This window comes from Halomicrobium katesii DSM 19301 (assembly GCF_000379085.1).
Taxonomy (GTDB): Archaea; Halobacteriota; Halobacteria; order Halobacteriales; family Haloarculaceae; genus Halomicrobium; species Halomicrobium katesii.
In genome coordinates, this window is the sequence record NZ_KB905378.1 from 125697 (window position 1) to 141509 (window position 15813).

General features: G+C 67.7%; 13 protein-coding genes. 5 read left to right on the top strand and 8 right to left on the bottom strand.

The window, feature by feature from the left end; translation table 11 throughout:
* The first annotated feature begins 192 nt into the window (after positions 1-192).
* Complete coding sequence (locus HALKA_RS0100635; RefSeq protein ID WP_018256179.1) at positions 193-1638, top strand: carbohydrate-binding protein; 1446 nt, start codon at positions 193-195, stop codon at positions 1636-1638.
* A gap of 7 nt (positions 1639-1645) precedes the next feature.
* Here HALKA_RS0100635 and HALKA_RS0100640 read toward each other — a convergent pair whose 3' ends face one another.
* The 4 genes from HALKA_RS0100640 to nadA form a co-directional block, all read right to left on the bottom strand.
* Positions 1646-2491 carry a hypothetical protein gene (locus HALKA_RS0100640; protein WP_018256180.1) on the bottom strand — a complete coding sequence of 282 codons (846 nt, stop codon included), beginning with the start codon at positions 2489-2491 and terminating at the stop codon, positions 1646-1648.
* A gap of 162 nt (positions 2492-2653) precedes the next feature.
* On the bottom strand, positions 2654-3469 hold the full coding sequence (gene nadC, locus HALKA_RS0100645; RefSeq protein ID WP_018256181.1) for a carboxylating nicotinate-nucleotide diphosphorylase: 816 nt from the start codon (positions 3467-3469) through the stop codon (positions 2654-2656).
* The gene (locus HALKA_RS0100650) at positions 3469-5121 is read right to left on the bottom strand and encodes an L-aspartate oxidase (protein ID WP_018256182.1); all 1653 of its coding nucleotides are present in this window, start codon (positions 5119-5121) and stop codon (positions 3469-3471) included. Before HALKA_RS0100650 ends, nadC begins: the two co-directional genes overlap by 1 nt.
* A gap of 3 nt (positions 5122-5124) precedes the next feature.
* Positions 5125-6255, bottom strand: coding sequence for a quinolinate synthase NadA (gene nadA / locus HALKA_RS0100655; protein WP_026190098.1), 1131 nt, complete (start codon positions 6253-6255; stop codon positions 5125-5127).
* Between the two features lie 257 nt (positions 6256-6512).
* Here nadA and HALKA_RS0100660 point away from each other — a divergent pair, with 257 nt between their 5' ends.
* The 3 genes from HALKA_RS0100660 to HALKA_RS0100670 all read left to right on the top strand — a co-directional run bounded on the left by HALKA_RS0100660 (position 6513) and on the right by HALKA_RS0100670 (position 10579).
* Entirely contained in the window at positions 6513-7907 is a 1395-nt protein-coding gene (locus HALKA_RS0100660) for a hypothetical protein (protein WP_080505780.1), read from the top strand.
* A gap of 42 nt (positions 7908-7949) precedes the next feature.
* A complete protein-coding gene (gene hmgA, locus HALKA_RS0100665) occupies positions 7950-9161 on the top strand; it encodes a hydroxymethylglutaryl-CoA reductase (NADPH) (RefSeq protein ID WP_018256185.1) in 1212 nt (403 codons plus the stop codon).
* 377 nt (positions 9162-9538) lie between these two features.
* The gene (locus HALKA_RS0100670; protein WP_018256186.1) at positions 9539-10579 is read left to right on the top strand and encodes a BamB-related PQQ repeat family beta-propellar protein; all 1041 of its coding nucleotides are present in this window, start codon (positions 9539-9541) and stop codon (positions 10577-10579) included.
* A 110-nt stretch (positions 10580-10689) separates the two neighbouring features.
* Here HALKA_RS0100670 and HALKA_RS0100675 read toward each other — a convergent pair whose 3' ends face one another.
* Genes HALKA_RS0100675 through HALKA_RS0100685 form a run of 3 tightly spaced genes read right to left on the bottom strand, consistent with a single transcriptional unit; the run spans position 10690 to position 12438 of the window.
* A complete protein-coding gene (locus HALKA_RS0100675; RefSeq protein ID WP_044956455.1) occupies positions 10690-11049 on the bottom strand; it encodes a hypothetical protein in 360 nt (119 codons plus the stop codon).
* Positions 11046-11570, bottom strand: a complete 525-nt coding sequence (locus HALKA_RS0100680; protein ID WP_018256188.1) for a DUF5817 domain-containing protein — start codon at positions 11568-11570, stop codon at positions 11046-11048. Before HALKA_RS0100680 ends, HALKA_RS0100675 begins: the two co-directional genes overlap by 4 nt.
* Positions 11571-11607: 37 nt before the next feature.
* Positions 11608-12438, bottom strand: coding sequence for a CPBP family intramembrane glutamic endopeptidase (locus HALKA_RS0100685; protein WP_015762463.1), 831 nt, complete (start codon positions 12436-12438; stop codon positions 11608-11610).
* A gap of 130 nt (positions 12439-12568) precedes the next feature.
* Here HALKA_RS0100685 and HALKA_RS0100690 point away from each other — a divergent pair, with 130 nt between their 5' ends.
* A complete protein-coding gene (locus HALKA_RS0100690) occupies positions 12569-12904 on the top strand; it encodes a cupin domain-containing protein (RefSeq protein ID WP_018256189.1) in 336 nt (111 codons plus the stop codon).
* Positions 12905-12945: 41 nt separating this feature from the next.
* Here HALKA_RS0100690 and HALKA_RS20655 read toward each other — a convergent pair whose 3' ends face one another.
* Positions 12946-15396 carry a family 20 glycosylhydrolase gene (locus HALKA_RS20655; RefSeq protein ID WP_155119342.1) on the bottom strand — a complete coding sequence of 817 codons (2451 nt, stop codon included), beginning with the start codon at positions 15394-15396 and terminating at the stop codon, positions 12946-12948.
* Positions 15397-15813 lie beyond the last annotated feature (417 nt).

Below are 15813 nucleotides of genomic sequence, written 5' to 3' on the forward strand. Positions count from 1 at the left end.
GCGTTTCCGCGCTGTTCGACAGAAATGCACACTATAAATGATTAATTTTTAGCCGGCGAAACACCACAGTACTGTCGCGGTCGGGCGTCCGCTACGGTCGCGGCCATCGGGGTGTCCGGATGTTGGGGGCACTGGCAGCTGCCCGATCGGTGTCGCCGTCGTACTGCCGTCCCGGCCGTCGAGGGATCACATATGCGACGACGGACGTACGTACGATCACTGTCGGCGCTCGTGGGGCTCACGGGCGTCGGCGCGGCATCGGCACAGCAAGAGTACCCGACGTGGGACGCGAGCGCGACCTACACGGAGGGCGACCGGGTCGTCTACGAGGGAACGATCTACGAGGCCCAGTGGTGGACACAGGGCGACGAACCCGGTAGCACCCAGTGGGGACCGTGGACCGTCGTCGACTCCTCGGACGGAGGGTCCGACGGGGGAAGCGACGGCGGCAGCGACGACGGGGGCGACGACGGCACGGACGGTGGCAGTGGGGAGACCGACTATCCGGCCTGGGACGCCGGCACCACGTACACCGGCGGCGATCGGGTCGTCTACGAGGGGACGATCTACGAGGCCCAGTGGTGGACTCGGGGAGACGAGCCCGACGCCGGTGGACCGTGGGACGAAGTCGGTCCCGTAGACGGTGGCGGTAGGGACGACGGCAGCGGTGACGACGACAGCGACGATTCAGACGGGGGCACGGGCACACCGGGCGCGATCCCGGAGAACGTCTTCGCCCCGTTCGTCGACGTGGCGCTGGACGACCAGCAGGCGCTCACCGACGCGGTCTCGAACGCCGGAACGAAGTACTTCACGCTCGCGTTCGTCAACTCCGCCGGGGGCGAGCCGGCGTGGGCCGGCGACTCGAACCTGATCGTCGGCGAGAGCGGCGCACGCCTCGACATGCAGGGCCAGATCGCCGATCTCAGGGCCGACCACGGCGGCGAGGTCGTCGTCTCCTTTGGCGGTCTCAGTGGCACGTACCTCGCGGAGGCGGTGACGAGCGCGAGCACGCTCAAAGAGAAGTACGCGACCGTCGTCGATCGGCTCGACGCGCAGTTCATCGACTTCGACGAGGAGCAACACATCCGGGACAGTCCGGAAGTCATCGAGCGCCGGAACGAGGCACTCGCGCTGCTCCAGGGGGAGTACCCGGAGCTGTCGATCTCGTACACGCTGCCGGTGATGCCAAGCGGGCTCCCCGAGCAATCGAGCAACGACGTGCTGTTCGTGCTCGAAGACGCGGCCCAGCGCGGCGTCGAACTCGATGCCGTGAACCTCATGACGATGAACTACGGCTCGGCGTTCGAACTGAACGGCGAGACCGTCGTCGACGCCGCCGAGAGCGTCCACGCACAGCTGGCCGACGTCTATCCGAACCGGTCGGCCACAGAGCGCTGGAACGCGATCGGCCTGACGCCGATGATCGGCCAGAACGATGTCGACTCGAACGTGTTCTACCCCGAGGACGCACAGACGGTGCTCGATTTCGCCCGGGAGAAGAACCTCCGGTGGCTGTCGTTCTGGGAGCTCGTCCGCGACAACGGCGAGGGGAGCGCGCTCTACGAGAGCAGCCAGATCGAGCAGGAACCCTACGAGTTCTCGTCGATCTTCGACGAGTTCACGAGCGACAGCTGACGTTCGCTCAGGCGTTCGCGACGGCGAACCTCACCTTCAGCGGCTCCAGCGTCTCGACGACGGCCGCGCGTTCGCGTTCGATCGCGTCGGGATCGCCGGGCGGGTACGCCCGTGCGAGTTCGAGTGCCCGGTCGTAGGCCTCGCGCGCGTCGACGAGGAGTTCGTAGGCCGACTCGTCGTTGTCGGCCGCCAGCTCCCAGTCGGCGGCGTCTGTACACGCCGCCGCGTGCTCTCGGTGGGCGGCGACGAGCCGCGCGAGCACGGTTTCGGCGTCTTCGCGGGCCGCCCGTTCGGCGTCGCTGACCGGCTCGTCCTCGTCGCCCAGCAGCGTGGCCGCGCGGCGGTACGCGTCGAGCGCCGCCTCCAGCTCTGTGGCGCTGTCGGCGGGCTCCGTGGCCTCGCGAGCGGATTCGTGGTGGGCGCTGGCCCGATCGAGGACGTGCTCGGCGAGCGTCGACTCCAGCACGTCGACGGCCTCGTCGACCGCTCGTGCCTTGCGCGCGGTGAACTCGAAGCGGTGGGTCCCCGTCTCGACGACGAGTGACTGTGTCAGGGTCTCCGTTCGTTTCTCGACGGTCTCGACGTCGTCGTAGGCGACCTCCGTACGGAAATCCGTCTCGTGGCCGGGCGGCACGCCCACGAGAAACAGGAGCCGACGGTCCGTGATCGCGGCGACGGCACCGTAGGCGGTGCCGGGTTCGATCACCGTCGTCTCGTCGTCGCCTCTCGTCAGACCGACGCGCCTATTGGTCAGGACGTGGTGGACCGTCTCCTCCGTGTCGCAGACGGCAGAGAGCGGCCGCTGGAGGAGATCGTCGTCGAGCGCGGCTGTCTCGTTGTTTTCCGACGCCATGTGTCCCTACTCGTCGTTGTCCCCAGCGTCCACTGTCTCGATCGAACTATCAGCGATACGTCGGATAAACGTAACGGTCCCCCCAACGTGTGTGGGTGATCGGTGCCTCCCCGTGGCGTCGTCAGCCCAGTCGGCTCCGCAGTGCTCGGTGTGGCGTCGATCTCACCCGGTCCGAAAGGACAGATCTAGCGTCGGCGCAGAGTGAGTGAGACTGCCCATCGAGAGTACATCGACGCCGGTCGCGGCGTAGTCGGGGACCGTCTCGACGGTGATCCCGCCGGAAGCCTCGGTGAGTGCGTCGGCGTCGCTGGCGGCGACGAGATCGACCGCTTCACGGGTCTGGGCGGGCGTCATGTTGTCCAGCAGAACGATGTCAGCGCCGGCCTCGGCGGCCCGCGGAGCGTCGGCCGGGTCCTCGACTTCCACGTCGAGTTGGGTGGCAAACGAGGCTCGCTCGCGGAAGTGCTCGATCGCGCCCTCCAGCCCCATCTCGGCGACGTGGTTGTCCTTGACCATCACCATATGAGAGAGGTCGAGCCGGTGGGTGTCGCCGCCTGCCGCGACGACAGCTCGCTTCTCGACGCCGCGGAGGCCGGGCGTGGTCTTGCGCGTCGCGGCGATCCGCACGTCCTCGTCGACTTCGCGGGCGGCGGCGACCGCGGCGTCGGTCTTCGTCGCGATGCCGGCGGCGTGGCCGGTGATGTTGACCGCCACGCGCTCGCCGCGTAGCACCGCTTGGGCCGGCCCTTCGACCCGGAGGACCACGTCGCCCGGCTCGATCAGTGTACCGTCCTCGATTCGCTCTCGCACGGTCACGCCGAGGTAGTCGAAGACGGCTTCGGCGGCGTCGAGCCCTGCGACGACGCCGGCCTCCGTGGCGACGAGTCGCCCGGTCGTCTCGCCCGGCACGTCGTTGGTCACGTCGTGGTGGCCCACGTCCTCGCGGAGCCACCGCTCGATGTCGCTGTCGGTCAGCATCAGTCGTCGACCGAGGGTTCGGGCTCTCCGGTCGGTTCGGCCTCGACGACGTGGTGGGTACCGACGCTCTCGTCGTTCTCCAGTGCGTGGCGGGTCACCAGCAGCGCCGTCACGCTGGCGTTGCGAAGCTCGTACAGCGACCGGGCGGTGCGCGTGCGGACGTAGGCGTCGACCTCGCCCTTGAGCCGCCGGAGGACGCCCAGCGCGCGGTTCAGGTCCGCGGGGTCGCGTTCGAGGCCGACGTACTCCTCGGTCACGCGGCGCAGGCGGTGGAACTTCTGGCGGGCGAAGTCCTCGGGCAGATCGGGGTCTCGCTCCAGCAGGTCCGGTGCCTCGATGACCTCGGCCTCGTTGCCGGCGGCGTCGGCACCGGCGCGAAGGCCCCAGACCAGCCCTTCGAGCAGGCTCGTCGAGGCCAGTCGGTTCGCACCGTGGACGCCGGTGCGGGCACACTCGCCGACGGCGTACAGCCGGTCGAGGCTCGTCTGTCCACGGTCGTCGACGGCGATGCCGCCACAGAGGAAGTGTTCGGCGGGTGCGACTGGGATACCCTCGGTCCAGTCGACACCGCGGTCCTCGCACTTCTCGACGAGGCCGGGGAACTCGCTCTCGAAGTCCAGCGGGCTCACGTCCAGCACGACGGTGCCAGTCGCCTCGCGCTCGGCGGCGACCGCACGCGCGACCACGTCGCGGGGCGCGAGTTCGGCGTCGGCGTGGTAGTCGGGCATGAAGCGCTCGCCACCGGGAGACTCCGTCTCCCGAGCCTCCGAGTTAGAATACTCGGAGACGTCGCCGTTCCGGAGGAGTGCGCCCTCGCCCCGGACCGCTTCGCTGAGGAGGAAGCCGTCTTCCCCGTCTTCTGCGGCATAGGCGGTCGGGTGGAACTGAACGAACTCCATGTCCTCGACGTCCGCGCCAGCAAGGGCCGCCATGGCGATGCCGTCGCCGGTCGAGCCGGTCGGATTCGTCGAGTGGGTGAACAGGTCACCAATACCGCCGGTGGCCAGCACGGTCGCGCCGGCGTAGACGGGCGAGTACTCGCCGTCGGATTCGAGCATCGCGCCGTGGACCCGCCCCTCGTGGCGGATCAGATCGAGCGCGGCCGTGTCGTCTCGCATCTCCACGTTCTCGTGATCGTCGAGATAGTTCAGGAACGGGATATGGATGTGCTTGCCCGTCGCGGCGTCGACGTGGAGAATGCGGTCCTCGCTGTGGGCGGCCTCGCGGGTGAAGTCGTACTCCTCGTCTCCGTCGCTGTCGTTCTCGCTCACGGGTCGTTCCTCCCCGTTCGCCCGTTCCGAGGACTCCCGCTGGTCGTCCTCGCCCTCGACATCAAATTCCACGTCCAACGTCTCGACGAGCACGTCTCGGACGGCCTCGTTGGCGTTCTCGACGAGCACGTCGACGGCGTCGGGGTCGGCCGTGCCGTCGGAGGCGGTGAGGATGTCCTGCTTGAACTGCTCGGGGTGGTCTCGGGAGACGGCGATACCGCCCTGAGCCCACCAGGAGGAGGCACCTTCGGGACGGGTCGCTTTCGTGGCGACGACGACCTCCTGGCCCTCGCGTGCGCCGGCGAGCGCGGCAGCGAGGCCGGCGATCCCCGACCCGACGACGAGTACGTCGACCGTCTCGTGGTCCGTCGTTGCGCTCATGGTTCAGATCTCCAGCATTCGGTCGAGCGCGACCTGCGCTAATTCCTTCTCCTGGGGCGCGACTTCGATGACGTTGCGCTCCCGGCCCGCCACCAGCTCTTCGAGCACCCACGCGAGGTAGTTCGGGTCGATCTGTCGCATGGCGTTGCAGTCCATGCAGGCGTCGCCACACAGCGGGACGACGTTTACCTCGGGGTGCCACCGCTGGAGGTGGTGGGTCAGGTGGATCTCGGTGCCGATCGCCCACGTGTCGCCGGGGTCGGCCTCCTCGACGACCTCGCAGATCCGGGCCGTGGAGCCGGCCTCGTCCGCCGCCTCGACGACCTCGCGGCGACACTCGGGGTGGACGATGACGTTGGCGTCGTCGTACTCCTCGCGCACTTGCTCGATGTGGGACTCGCGGAACCGCTCGTGGACCTGGCAGTAGCCGTCCCAGAGGATGATGTCGTTCTCGACGGCCTTGCTGGCGTCCTTGGAGTCGGGGTCCCACGGGTCCCACTCGACGATCTCGTCTTCGAGCCCCAGTCGGTGGGCCGTGTTCTCGCCCAGGTGCTTGTCGGGCAGGAAGAGGACCTTGTCGCCCTGCTCGAAGGCGTACTCGAAGGCCTCGTGGGCGTTGGAGGACGTACAGACCAGCCCGCCCTGCTCGGCACAGAAGGCCTTCAGGTCGGCGTAGCTGTTCATGTACGTGATCGGGACGACGTTGGCGTCGGTCTCGGCGGTCAACTCGGCCCACGCCGCGTCGACCTGGAGGGCCTCTGCCATGCCGGCCATCGGACAGGACGCCTCCATGCTCGGGAGGATCACGCTCTGGTCGTCGTCCGTGATGATGTCGGCGGACTCGGCCATGAACGTCACGCCGCCGAAGATCACGTAGTCGGCGTCGGCGTTGGCTGCCTCCTTGCTCAGCTGGTAGGAGTCGCCGATGAAGTCGGCGTGCTCGACGATCTCCCGGCGCTGGTAGTTGTGTCCGAGGATCACCACGTCGTCCCCGAGTGTGTCGAGCGCGCTCTCGATTCGCTCGGTCCGTTCGTCCTCCTCGAGATCTCGATACTCCGGCGGGAGCTGTTCGAGGTTGTCGTACTTGAAGAGACTGAGGTCAGTCTCGAACTCCGCGGATTCCATTGCTGGCATAGCTGGCTACCCCTGTTGTCTCTCCCTACGGAATCCCGTATTGAAAAGATTTTGCCTTCAATATACGATATCGGTGGCGTTCTGGGAGTCGATGTCCGCTGTTGTAGTATCGTGGTGTTTGTTAGCACACAATTGGCGCGGCCGCCGAGCCGACGGGCCGCGTGGAGGCCCGAAACCCTCGGTACGGTTGACTTACCGATCGTCGGTCGGCGGTCGGCTCCAAATAACAAACCGCCCCACGGAGAGAGACGAGGGGTATGGGAGACAATTCGGGCGGTAATCCCGGAGCGAACGGCGAGTCTGACGGGAGCACACGGCGGGCGTTTCTGGGGGTGACACTCGGGGGCGCGCTCGCGGGAACCGCTGGCGTCGCCGGCACCGCGACGGCACAGGTAAGCGACAGCCAGTTCGCGATCGGCTGTGACTACGTCGAGATTACCGACTCGACCGGCATCAACGCCGTCCGGGTCGCCTTCGAAGACGGCAGCTCCGTCCAGTCGAGCAACGGGGTCTCTCTCGACGACGGCGAACCGGTCCGCTACGGCTCGCCGGGACGGATCGTCGACTCGGTCACGGTCAACGGCACGCAGACGGTCGACAACCCGGACCCGTGCCAGCGTCGACACAGAGCCACGACGTTTACGGCCGCCAGCGTCCACGTCCCCGTCGGCGAGTTCGTCCTCTCTGGGGGCGTGCCGTCGGTGCTGACCTCGCGAGTCCGCTTGCACTTCGTCGACGGGACGACCGAGACGAAGCAGCGCTACAGCGAGGACGGAGTGGGTGACACCGACGACTTCCCGGAGCTGTCCGGCATCCGCGACACCGACGGCATGGACGCCGTCCCGAACGTCTACCGGGGGAGCGGCCAGCACGCGGGCAAGACGATCGAGGCCATCGAGATCGAAACTGACCAGGACTACCGTCGACACTACCTCCGCAGCGACGTGGCCGAGGCCGCCACGCTCGGCACGGAGACGCCCCAAGAGCGCTGCGTCGAGGTCGTCGGAGCGAGCCAGGGCGACGTGAGCTACGAGCTGACCGCGACCGGACCGATCCGGCCGACGACGATCAACGACCGGATCGGTGCCGGCGACAACGACGCCGTCAGCCGGAACGACGACGGCACGTGGACGGTCAGTGGCTTCACCGGGAACACCGGCTACGGCGACTCGTTCGTGGTCAACGGCGCGATCACGGAGATCAGACAGACCGGCGGCGACGGCGACTACGTCGTCCGCGAGATGGACCGGCGCGTCGTCGGCGGGAGCGCGGACGCCGTCGGCGGCTCCCCGGACGGCGATAGTGACGGCGGTGGAGAGGACGGCAGCGGCGACGAACCCACCACTCACGAGGTCGCCGTCGTCGCCACCGAACGGGGCGAGGTGCGCTACGAGTTCACCGTCGACGGATCGGTCGAGCGAGCGGCCGACGTGGCCGACGACCGCGTCGCCGAGGACAACGACGCGATCACCGACAGCGGCGACGGGACGGTCACCGTCTCGGGGTACACGGGCAACCCCGGCTACGGCGACACCTTCCTCGTGACCGGGGACCTGACCGCCTTCGAGCGCACCGGCGGTGACGCGGCCTTCCGGATCGAACTCGACGGCGCGTCCGTCACCGCCGACGAGCTGGTCGAACGCCTGTCCTGACGGATCAGAACTGTTAGGGGAGTCGCCCGCAAGCATCCGGTCATGACCGACGCCGAGGAGCTCGCAGCGCGCGTCCGCGAGGGGGAGCTTCGCCTCTACGAACTCGAAGAGCACGCCGACGCCGAGACCGCCGCGACGGCACGCCGACGGTTGCTGGCCGAAGAGACCGGCGTCGACCTCGAATCGGTCGGCGACTACACCTTCGAGGCCGCCGACGCCGAACCCAACGTCGAGAACATGATCGGCGCGGCCCAGCTGCCGATGGGCGTCGTCGGACCCCTTCCCGTCGACGGGAGCGCCGCCGACGGCGAGCACTACCTCCCGCTGGCGACGACTGAGGGCGCGCTCGTCGCCAGCGTCAACCGCGGCGTCAGCACGATCAGGCGCGCCGGGGGTGCGACCGCTCGCGTGCTCAAGTCGGGGATGACCCGCGCGCCGGTCTTCCGCGTCGAGGACGTGGCCGCGGCCGGCGAGGTGTCGGCCTGGGTGCGCGAACACGTCGAGGACCTCGCCGAGGCCGCCGAGGCGACCACCGGACACGGCGAACTCCAGGACGTGACCCCCTACGTCGTCGGCGACAACGTCTTCCTGCGGTTTTCCTACGACACCAAAGACGCCATGGGGATGAACATGGCGACGATCGCGACCGAAGCCGCCTGCGAGATCGTCGAGCGCGAGACGCCCGCCGAACTGGTCGCGCTGTCGGGCAACCTCTGTTCGGACAAGAAGCCCGCCGCGATCAACGCCGTCGAGGGACGGGGCCGCACCGTCGCCGCGGACGTGGTGATCCCCCACGAACAGGTCGAGGAGCGACTCGGGACGACCACCGAGGCCATCGCCGAGGCGAACACGCGCAAGAACCTCGTGGGCTCGGCCAAGGCCGGCGCGCTCGGCTTCAACGCCCACGCGGCAAACGTCGTCGCCGCGGCCTTCCTCGCGACCGGCCAGGACGCCGCACAGGTCGTCGAAGGCGCGAACGCGATCACGACCGTCGACGCCCGCGAGGACGGGCTGTACGCCTCCGTGACGCTGGCGTCGCTGGAGGTCGGCACCGTCGGCGGCGGCACGAGCCTCCCGACCCAGGCCGAGGGGCTGGACGTGCTGGGCTACGCCGGTGGCGGCGACCCCGCGGGCAGCAACGCCGACGCCCTCGCGGAAGTGATCGCCGCCGGGGCGCTGGCCGGCGAACTCTCCCTGTTGGCGGCACTCTCCTCGCGGCACCTCTCCAGTGCTCACGAGGACCTCGGCCGATAGCGGGATTCGGCCGGTCGATTTCGAGCGATATCGTCCAGACAACGCCGGTGTTCGGCCTGCTGTCTTGCGTGTCGCCATACGTTCGGCGTGGCTTCGACCTTAATCTTGCCGAGCGAATCCAGTACACTTATGCTGACAATATTTGACAGGTGTAGCTGTAGCCGTCGAACGATCACCGAGTCAACACCACCGTCATGTCTCAGTACAACCGTCGGTCACTGCTCCGTGCGGGTGTCGTCGCCGGAACGGTCGCTACTGCCGGCTGCCGCTCTCCCCGGCGTCCGGAGCGGACGATACGATCCGATCGACGACCTCCGGCGGGGACGTGGCCGTCACAGCACCGCGGCGTTCGAAACAGTCGCCACACTCCGACTGCTGTGCCGCCGAGACGGACACCCGAACGCGAGTGGCGCGTCGACCTCCGGGGAACGGTGTTTCGGATGGTCGCAACCGACGCGACAGTGTACTGTCTGACGCTGCGATCGGGTGGGTCGGGTGACGTGTACGCCGTTCGGACGGACGGTGTGATACAGTGGCACGAGGCGGATCTCGACGGTGTCGGGTCGCTCGATTACGTCGCTGGGCGGCTGTACCTCGGCGGACGGACGTTCCGGGCGCTGGAAGCGGACTCGGGCGGGGAGCTGTTCGAAACGAAGCTCCCGGACGGACGAGCGTACTCGGCCGTCGAGCACCGCGGCACGATCTACGTCGCGACGAACACTGACTCGTTCTACGGACTCGACGCGGACACGGGGGCGATCCAGTGGCACGCGTCGATCGGTGGCGACCACGGCGTCAGCATCTACCGGGGGCAGCCACTCGTCTCGTCGCCGTACCGAATCCGCTGCTACCGGTCCGACCGTTCGCCGTTGACGGCCCTCCTCGGTGAGCCACCGGCGATTCACACGTCCTGGCAGCCACCGCATCAGAGCGTCGCCGTCCTGTGGCCTGCCGTCGTCGATGGAACGCTGTACCGGGGAGCCGTCGGCACGGACCGATCGACCGTTCCGCTGATAGCGTACGATCTCGACGCCGGCAGACGGCGGTGGCACCGAGAACTGGCCAGTTACGTCTACACGCCGGCAGTCGATCCCGACGCCGGCCGCGTGTACACGTTCGCCCGTCCAGCGGGCGCTCGAACGTCCCACGGCACCGTGTACGCACTCGACAGTGCCAGCGGCGCGACAGCGTGGTCACAGCCCCTCGACTTTCGCGCGGGCTGTCCCGTGATCGCCAACGAGACGGTGTACCTTTCGGGACCGGACGACGACGGCGGGCGCGTCGTCGCCCTCGACAGCTCGACCGGAGCAGTGCGGTGGGAGGCCGGCGTCGGAGACAGCCAGGTCAGCCACGCGCTCCTCTCGGTCGGCGAGCGACTCTACGTCGGCGGCACTGGAGAGATGGTTGCACTGGCGTAGCCCGCTCCGAAGCTACCACGAAACACACGCTAGCGCGTGCCACGCTGTGGCTCGTCTGTGACGCGGTCCAGCGGTCGCGACTGTCTCGAAACAGCGAGAACGGGCCGTGGTCAGGATGCCCGTCGCTGGATCGTCACCAGCCACCCTGCGCCGCCGACGAGCGCCGCCACGCCGACCACGAGCAGCAGGTCGCTCCCGAGGGCGATCCCGCCGACGAAGCCGACCAGCGAGACGGCGAAGACCGCGTGTGCCGCCGCGAACAGCGCGTAGCCCTGCCGGTAGAACACGACCGCCCCGAGCGCGAGTCCCGCAGCGAGCACGATCGGAGCGGCCAGCGCCGGCTGGATCGGGACGCCGCCCACGTCGATCGGTCCCGTGATCGGCTGGGCGAGAAAGAGCAGTCCGGCGGCCCCGACCAGGACACCGACGGCGGTCCGGCCCGGCTCGACGGCGTAGCCGACCACTCTCATAGCAGGCGGTAGGTCCCGCTGCTCTCGGTCACCTCGCCGCGGCGACGGAGCTTCGCCAGTGCGTCGCGGACGTAGTCGGCCGGGACGCCGCGCTCGGTCGCGTAGTCGGTCACGTCTCCCTCGGTGGGCGCTTCGCACTCGCGCAGCGCCGACAGGACGATCTCCGTTCGGCTCTGTCCGCCGCCAGCGCCGCCTTCGGACCGCTCGGCGGCGGCCGCGACTTCCTCCGTGTCGACGCCGGCCGCTTCGAGCACCGCCTCGTCGCTCGGACCGGCGTCGTCGAGTCGCCCCTCCATCTCGGAAAACGAATCGAGTTCGGCGAACGCATCACCGTGGTCCTGCCGGTTGGCCAGCATCGACGACCGGACCTCGCGAGCGTGGTCCTCGTCGTCGGTCTCGACGAACTTGCGGCGCTTCTCGTGCTTTCTGGTCGTGCCACAGCGGGGACACTGCGTAGTCTCGGGGCGGCCCTCGACGATCCACAGCGCCGAACAGTCGCTACACCCCACGACGGCGTACATACTCACCGTTGGGACGGTCGCCGATTGAATCTGGCGGTCACACCGGCAGGGCGGCCAGCAGCGTCTCGGGAGCCGCCGCCATCTCGTCACCGTAGACGAGACCGATGTACAGGAACAGGACGAGCGTCGAGTTGTAGACGCCGTGGATCACCGCCGGAACGACGATGTTGTCCGTGTACTCGTAGCTCGTGCCAAACACCAGCGCCGGCCACAGCAACACGACCAGCACGAGCGCGTTCCCGACGGTCGACCCGCCGACCAGTGCGAACCCGTGCATCCCGGCGAAAGCGGCGCTGGCAAGGAGGATCGCGACCGCTGGACTGAGGACCTCTCGGAGGCGACCCTGGACGACGCCACGGAAGAGCAACTCCTCGCTGGGGCCGACGACGAACAGCATCACCGGGATCAGGTAGAGGACGATTCCGGGGTTCGCCATCGCGACCTCGCCGAGCTGGTTCTGTCCGGTCTCGACCTGTAGCTGTGAGAGGACGAGGAGGCCGACGAACACGCCCGCGAAGGCGGTACAGTACCCCCCGAAGATCACACCGAAATCGCGCAGGTCTGGCACGCCGTAACCGATGTCGAAGGGCGTCGATCCGGGTTCGAAACCCAGTCGCTCTCTGAGCTTCGGCCCGAGCGACGGTCTAGCGTTGACATACAGCATCGACACGCCGAAACAGCCGACGCCTTGAATGAAAAACAGCGAGAGGATCAGGAACTCGACGCTCGTCGGCTCGATGTCGAATCCGGCCAGAAGCAGCCCGAGTGCTGCGACGTTCGCCAGGAGGGCTCCCAGGAGCAAGCCGCCAGCGCCGAGTCCGAGCGCGGAGACCAGTGCGACGGCCGTTCGCTTCGATTGCTCGTTCATCTTGGTGGTACTCGATCCTTGGAGGCGACGGCATGAAAACTGTTCTCCAGTCCGCCGACGCGTCTCGGCTCGGATCTCCCCCACCGATCCCCCCGGTAGCCTTACCTGCCGCCCTCTACTCACTCCGACCATGCAGGTCTGTGACACCGCCGACAGCGAGTTCACCGAGGTCGTCGACGGCGTCCACATCGCGCCGCTGGCGGTCGGCGAGCGGATGAACGTCCAGCACTTCCACATCGAGCCGGGCGCGGTCGTCCCGAAGCACAGCCACCCCAACGAGCAGGTCGGTTTCGTCGCTCGCGGCACGTTCACGTTTCTCGTCGACGGCGAGGAACAGGTCGTCGGTGCCGGCGACTCCTACGTCGTCCCGGCCGAGGAGCCCCACGAGGCGGCCAATCGGACCGACGAGCCCGTTCGCGGGATCGACGTGTTCAGCCCGCCGCGCGACGAGCCAAACTGGGAGTGAGCGCAGCGTGACGCGGGACGCTGCCCGCGCCCGCTGGCCGGCTACTGCCAGTCGACCAGATCAGACTGGTAGTAGTTGACGTTCGCCTGCGCCCAGCGTGGGCCCTGTAGGGCCAGACGCTGGCTGAACGCGTCGAAGTCGCCGATATCTGACGACGACGACCAGCCCAGTTCCGCGATGGCCGCCAGCCGCGGGAACACCATGTACTCGATGTCGTCCTGGGTCTCGACGAACTCCGTCCACAGCGGTGCCTCGACGCCGGCGACAGAGGACTCGTCGACGCCGTCGATGTAGCTGCCCGGATCCCAGGTGTAGGCGTCCTCGACCGAGACCGGTCCCGCCCAGTCCTGGCCCACACCGTCCTGATAGTTGTAGTCTTGATCGAGGTACGAGAGGTGGGCAGGCGAGGCGATGACGTCGTTGCCCTCGCTGGCCCGGGCCGCGACCTCCGGGGCCTGTGCGTCGGTCCCCCAGTACTGGAGGAGCGCAGACGTAACGGGCTCCGTGCTGGCGATCTGGTGCCATCCGATGGGGGTCTTTCCGGCGTCCTCGATCATCGGGAGAACCGCGTCCATGAACTCCTCGTACTTGGCATCCGACAGCACGTCGGCTTCGTCGCCCCCGACGTGGAAGTACGGGCCGTCCGTCATCTCGGCGACCGCGCTGATGACCTCCGACGCGAACTGGAGGCTCGTCTCCTTGTGCTCGTCGTCCATGCACAGCGTGGTGTCGCCGACGTTGATGCCGGTGTCTTCCTCGCGTTTCGTGTCGTCGCAGTTCAGTTCCGCGTACGACTCCAGGGCCGCCCCGGTGTGGCCGGGCATGTCGATCTCTGGGACGACTGTCATGTGGCGGTCCTGCGCGTACTGGATGATCTCCTGGTAGTCGGCCTTCGTGAAGTAGCCGCCGGGCCCGCCGTCGACCTCCGAGTCCGCCCCTTCGTCGGTGAGGTTCGGCCAGTCGTCGATCTCGATACGCCAGCCCTGGTCGTCGGTCAGGTGCAGGTGCAGGTGGTTGATCTTGTAGGCCGCCACCTGGTCGATGAACTCCTTGACGACCGACTTGTCGAAGAAGTGCCGTGCCACGTCGAGCATCGCGCCGCGGTACTCGAAGCGCGGTGTGTCGGTGACCGAACCGCCGGGGACGACCCAGTCGACGGACTGCTCGGTGTCGGCCTCGACCGCTGCCGGGAGTACCTGGCGAAGCGACTGGACGCCGTAGAACAGCCCCGCGGCCTCGTTGGCTCGGATCGTGACGCCGTCGCTGTCGACGCTCAGCTCGTAGCCCTCGTCGCCGACCGACGAGGGAGCGCCGTTGAGCAACAGCGCGATGCTGTCCGCGGACGCGGACGAGCCACTCTCGACGGACAGATCGAAGCCGGTCGCCGGCCCCAGCAGGTCGGCGAGGGACTGTCCGACTTCGGTGCCGCTGCCCTCGGCGACGATCGTCGTCGAGGACGTGATCTCGAAGCCGTCGTCGTCGGTCGCGACGCTGTCGGGCTTCGGCACGAGATCGGCCAGCGTCTTCGTGACTGGCTCGGGCGGCCCACAGGCGGTGAGCTGCTTCCAGGGACTGCCATCGCTACTGGGCTCGTCGCCCTTGCTCCACCACTTGGCCTCCCAGAGCGTGCCGTCGTAGATGACCTGGTCGCCGCCGGTGTACGTCGCTCCGGAGTCCCACTCCGAGACGCCGCTACACTCGCCGCCGTCGCCGCCGACGCTGACTGTCGTCGCGTTGGTGTCGGTCGCACCGTCGTCGTCGGTGACGGTGAGTGTGATCGTGTACTCGCCCGACGAGTCGTACGTGTGGGTCGCGGTCTGACCGCTGGCAGTCGCGTCGTCGCCGAAGTCCCAGGCGTACGACGAGATCGACCCGTCGGCGTCCGAGGAGTCGGCGGCGTCGACGGTCACCGACTCGCCCGTCGTCGGCGAGGACGGCGAGACGGTGAACGACGCGTTCGGAGCCTCGTTGTCGCTCTCCGAGACGGACACCGTCGTCGATGCCGTTCCGCTCGCGCCGTCGTCGTCGGTGACGGTGAGTGTGACCGTGTAATCGCCTGCAGAGCCATAGATGTGACTCGCGGTCTCTCCGGTCGCCGTGTCGCCGTCGCCAAAGTCCCAGGCGTACGAACTGACGGAGCCGTCCGGATCTGACGAGCCCGACGCGTCGAAGGTGACGGACTCGCCGGGCGCGGGTGTACTGATGCTCGCCGTGAACGACGCGACCGGAGCCTCGTTCTCGGTGTCGCCACCGCAGTCGCCGATCTTCGTCCAGACCGAGTCGCTCTCTTCGGGTTCGTTGGCCTGGGTCCACCACTCGGCTTCCCAGAGACCGTCGTCGTAAACGACGCGGTCGCCGCCGTTGTAGGCGGTGCCGGATTGCCACTGCTGAACGTCGCTGCAATCTGCTGCCGATGCGGTCCCGCTGACGCCGATCGCCAGCGCAGACAGTGCCGATGCCTTCCGTAGGATGTTACGTCGTGTCTCTCTCATGTGTTCGAATGTCGCCTTCGGCAGTCGCCCGCTGGCCGGGTCGGGCCGACCGACAGTCTGCGCGACCGCTCGGTGTCCACATCCCCCAACCGGGCCGGCTGCGATCCGAAGCGTCTGTCGTTGATCGTCTCACTGTGCTCGAACTGACGGATCACACGCCAGCCAACCCTATCCACGAACCCTCCCGTATTAGTATATTTTTATTATATTTTTATATAAAGATCTATGGATGTGTACTGAACCGGGGCGGCGTCCGGCGAGGCCGTGCCAGTCGAGTGCGAAAGTGAACGGACGAGAGTGGATGTGTCCTGTCTGTAGGGACTGATGTAGACGCTCGCATCGATCCGAGACGAGAGAACAGTCGAACGGCGACGGCGTCGGTGGCGCGAGCGTCTCGCCGTTCACGCGGTGACACGT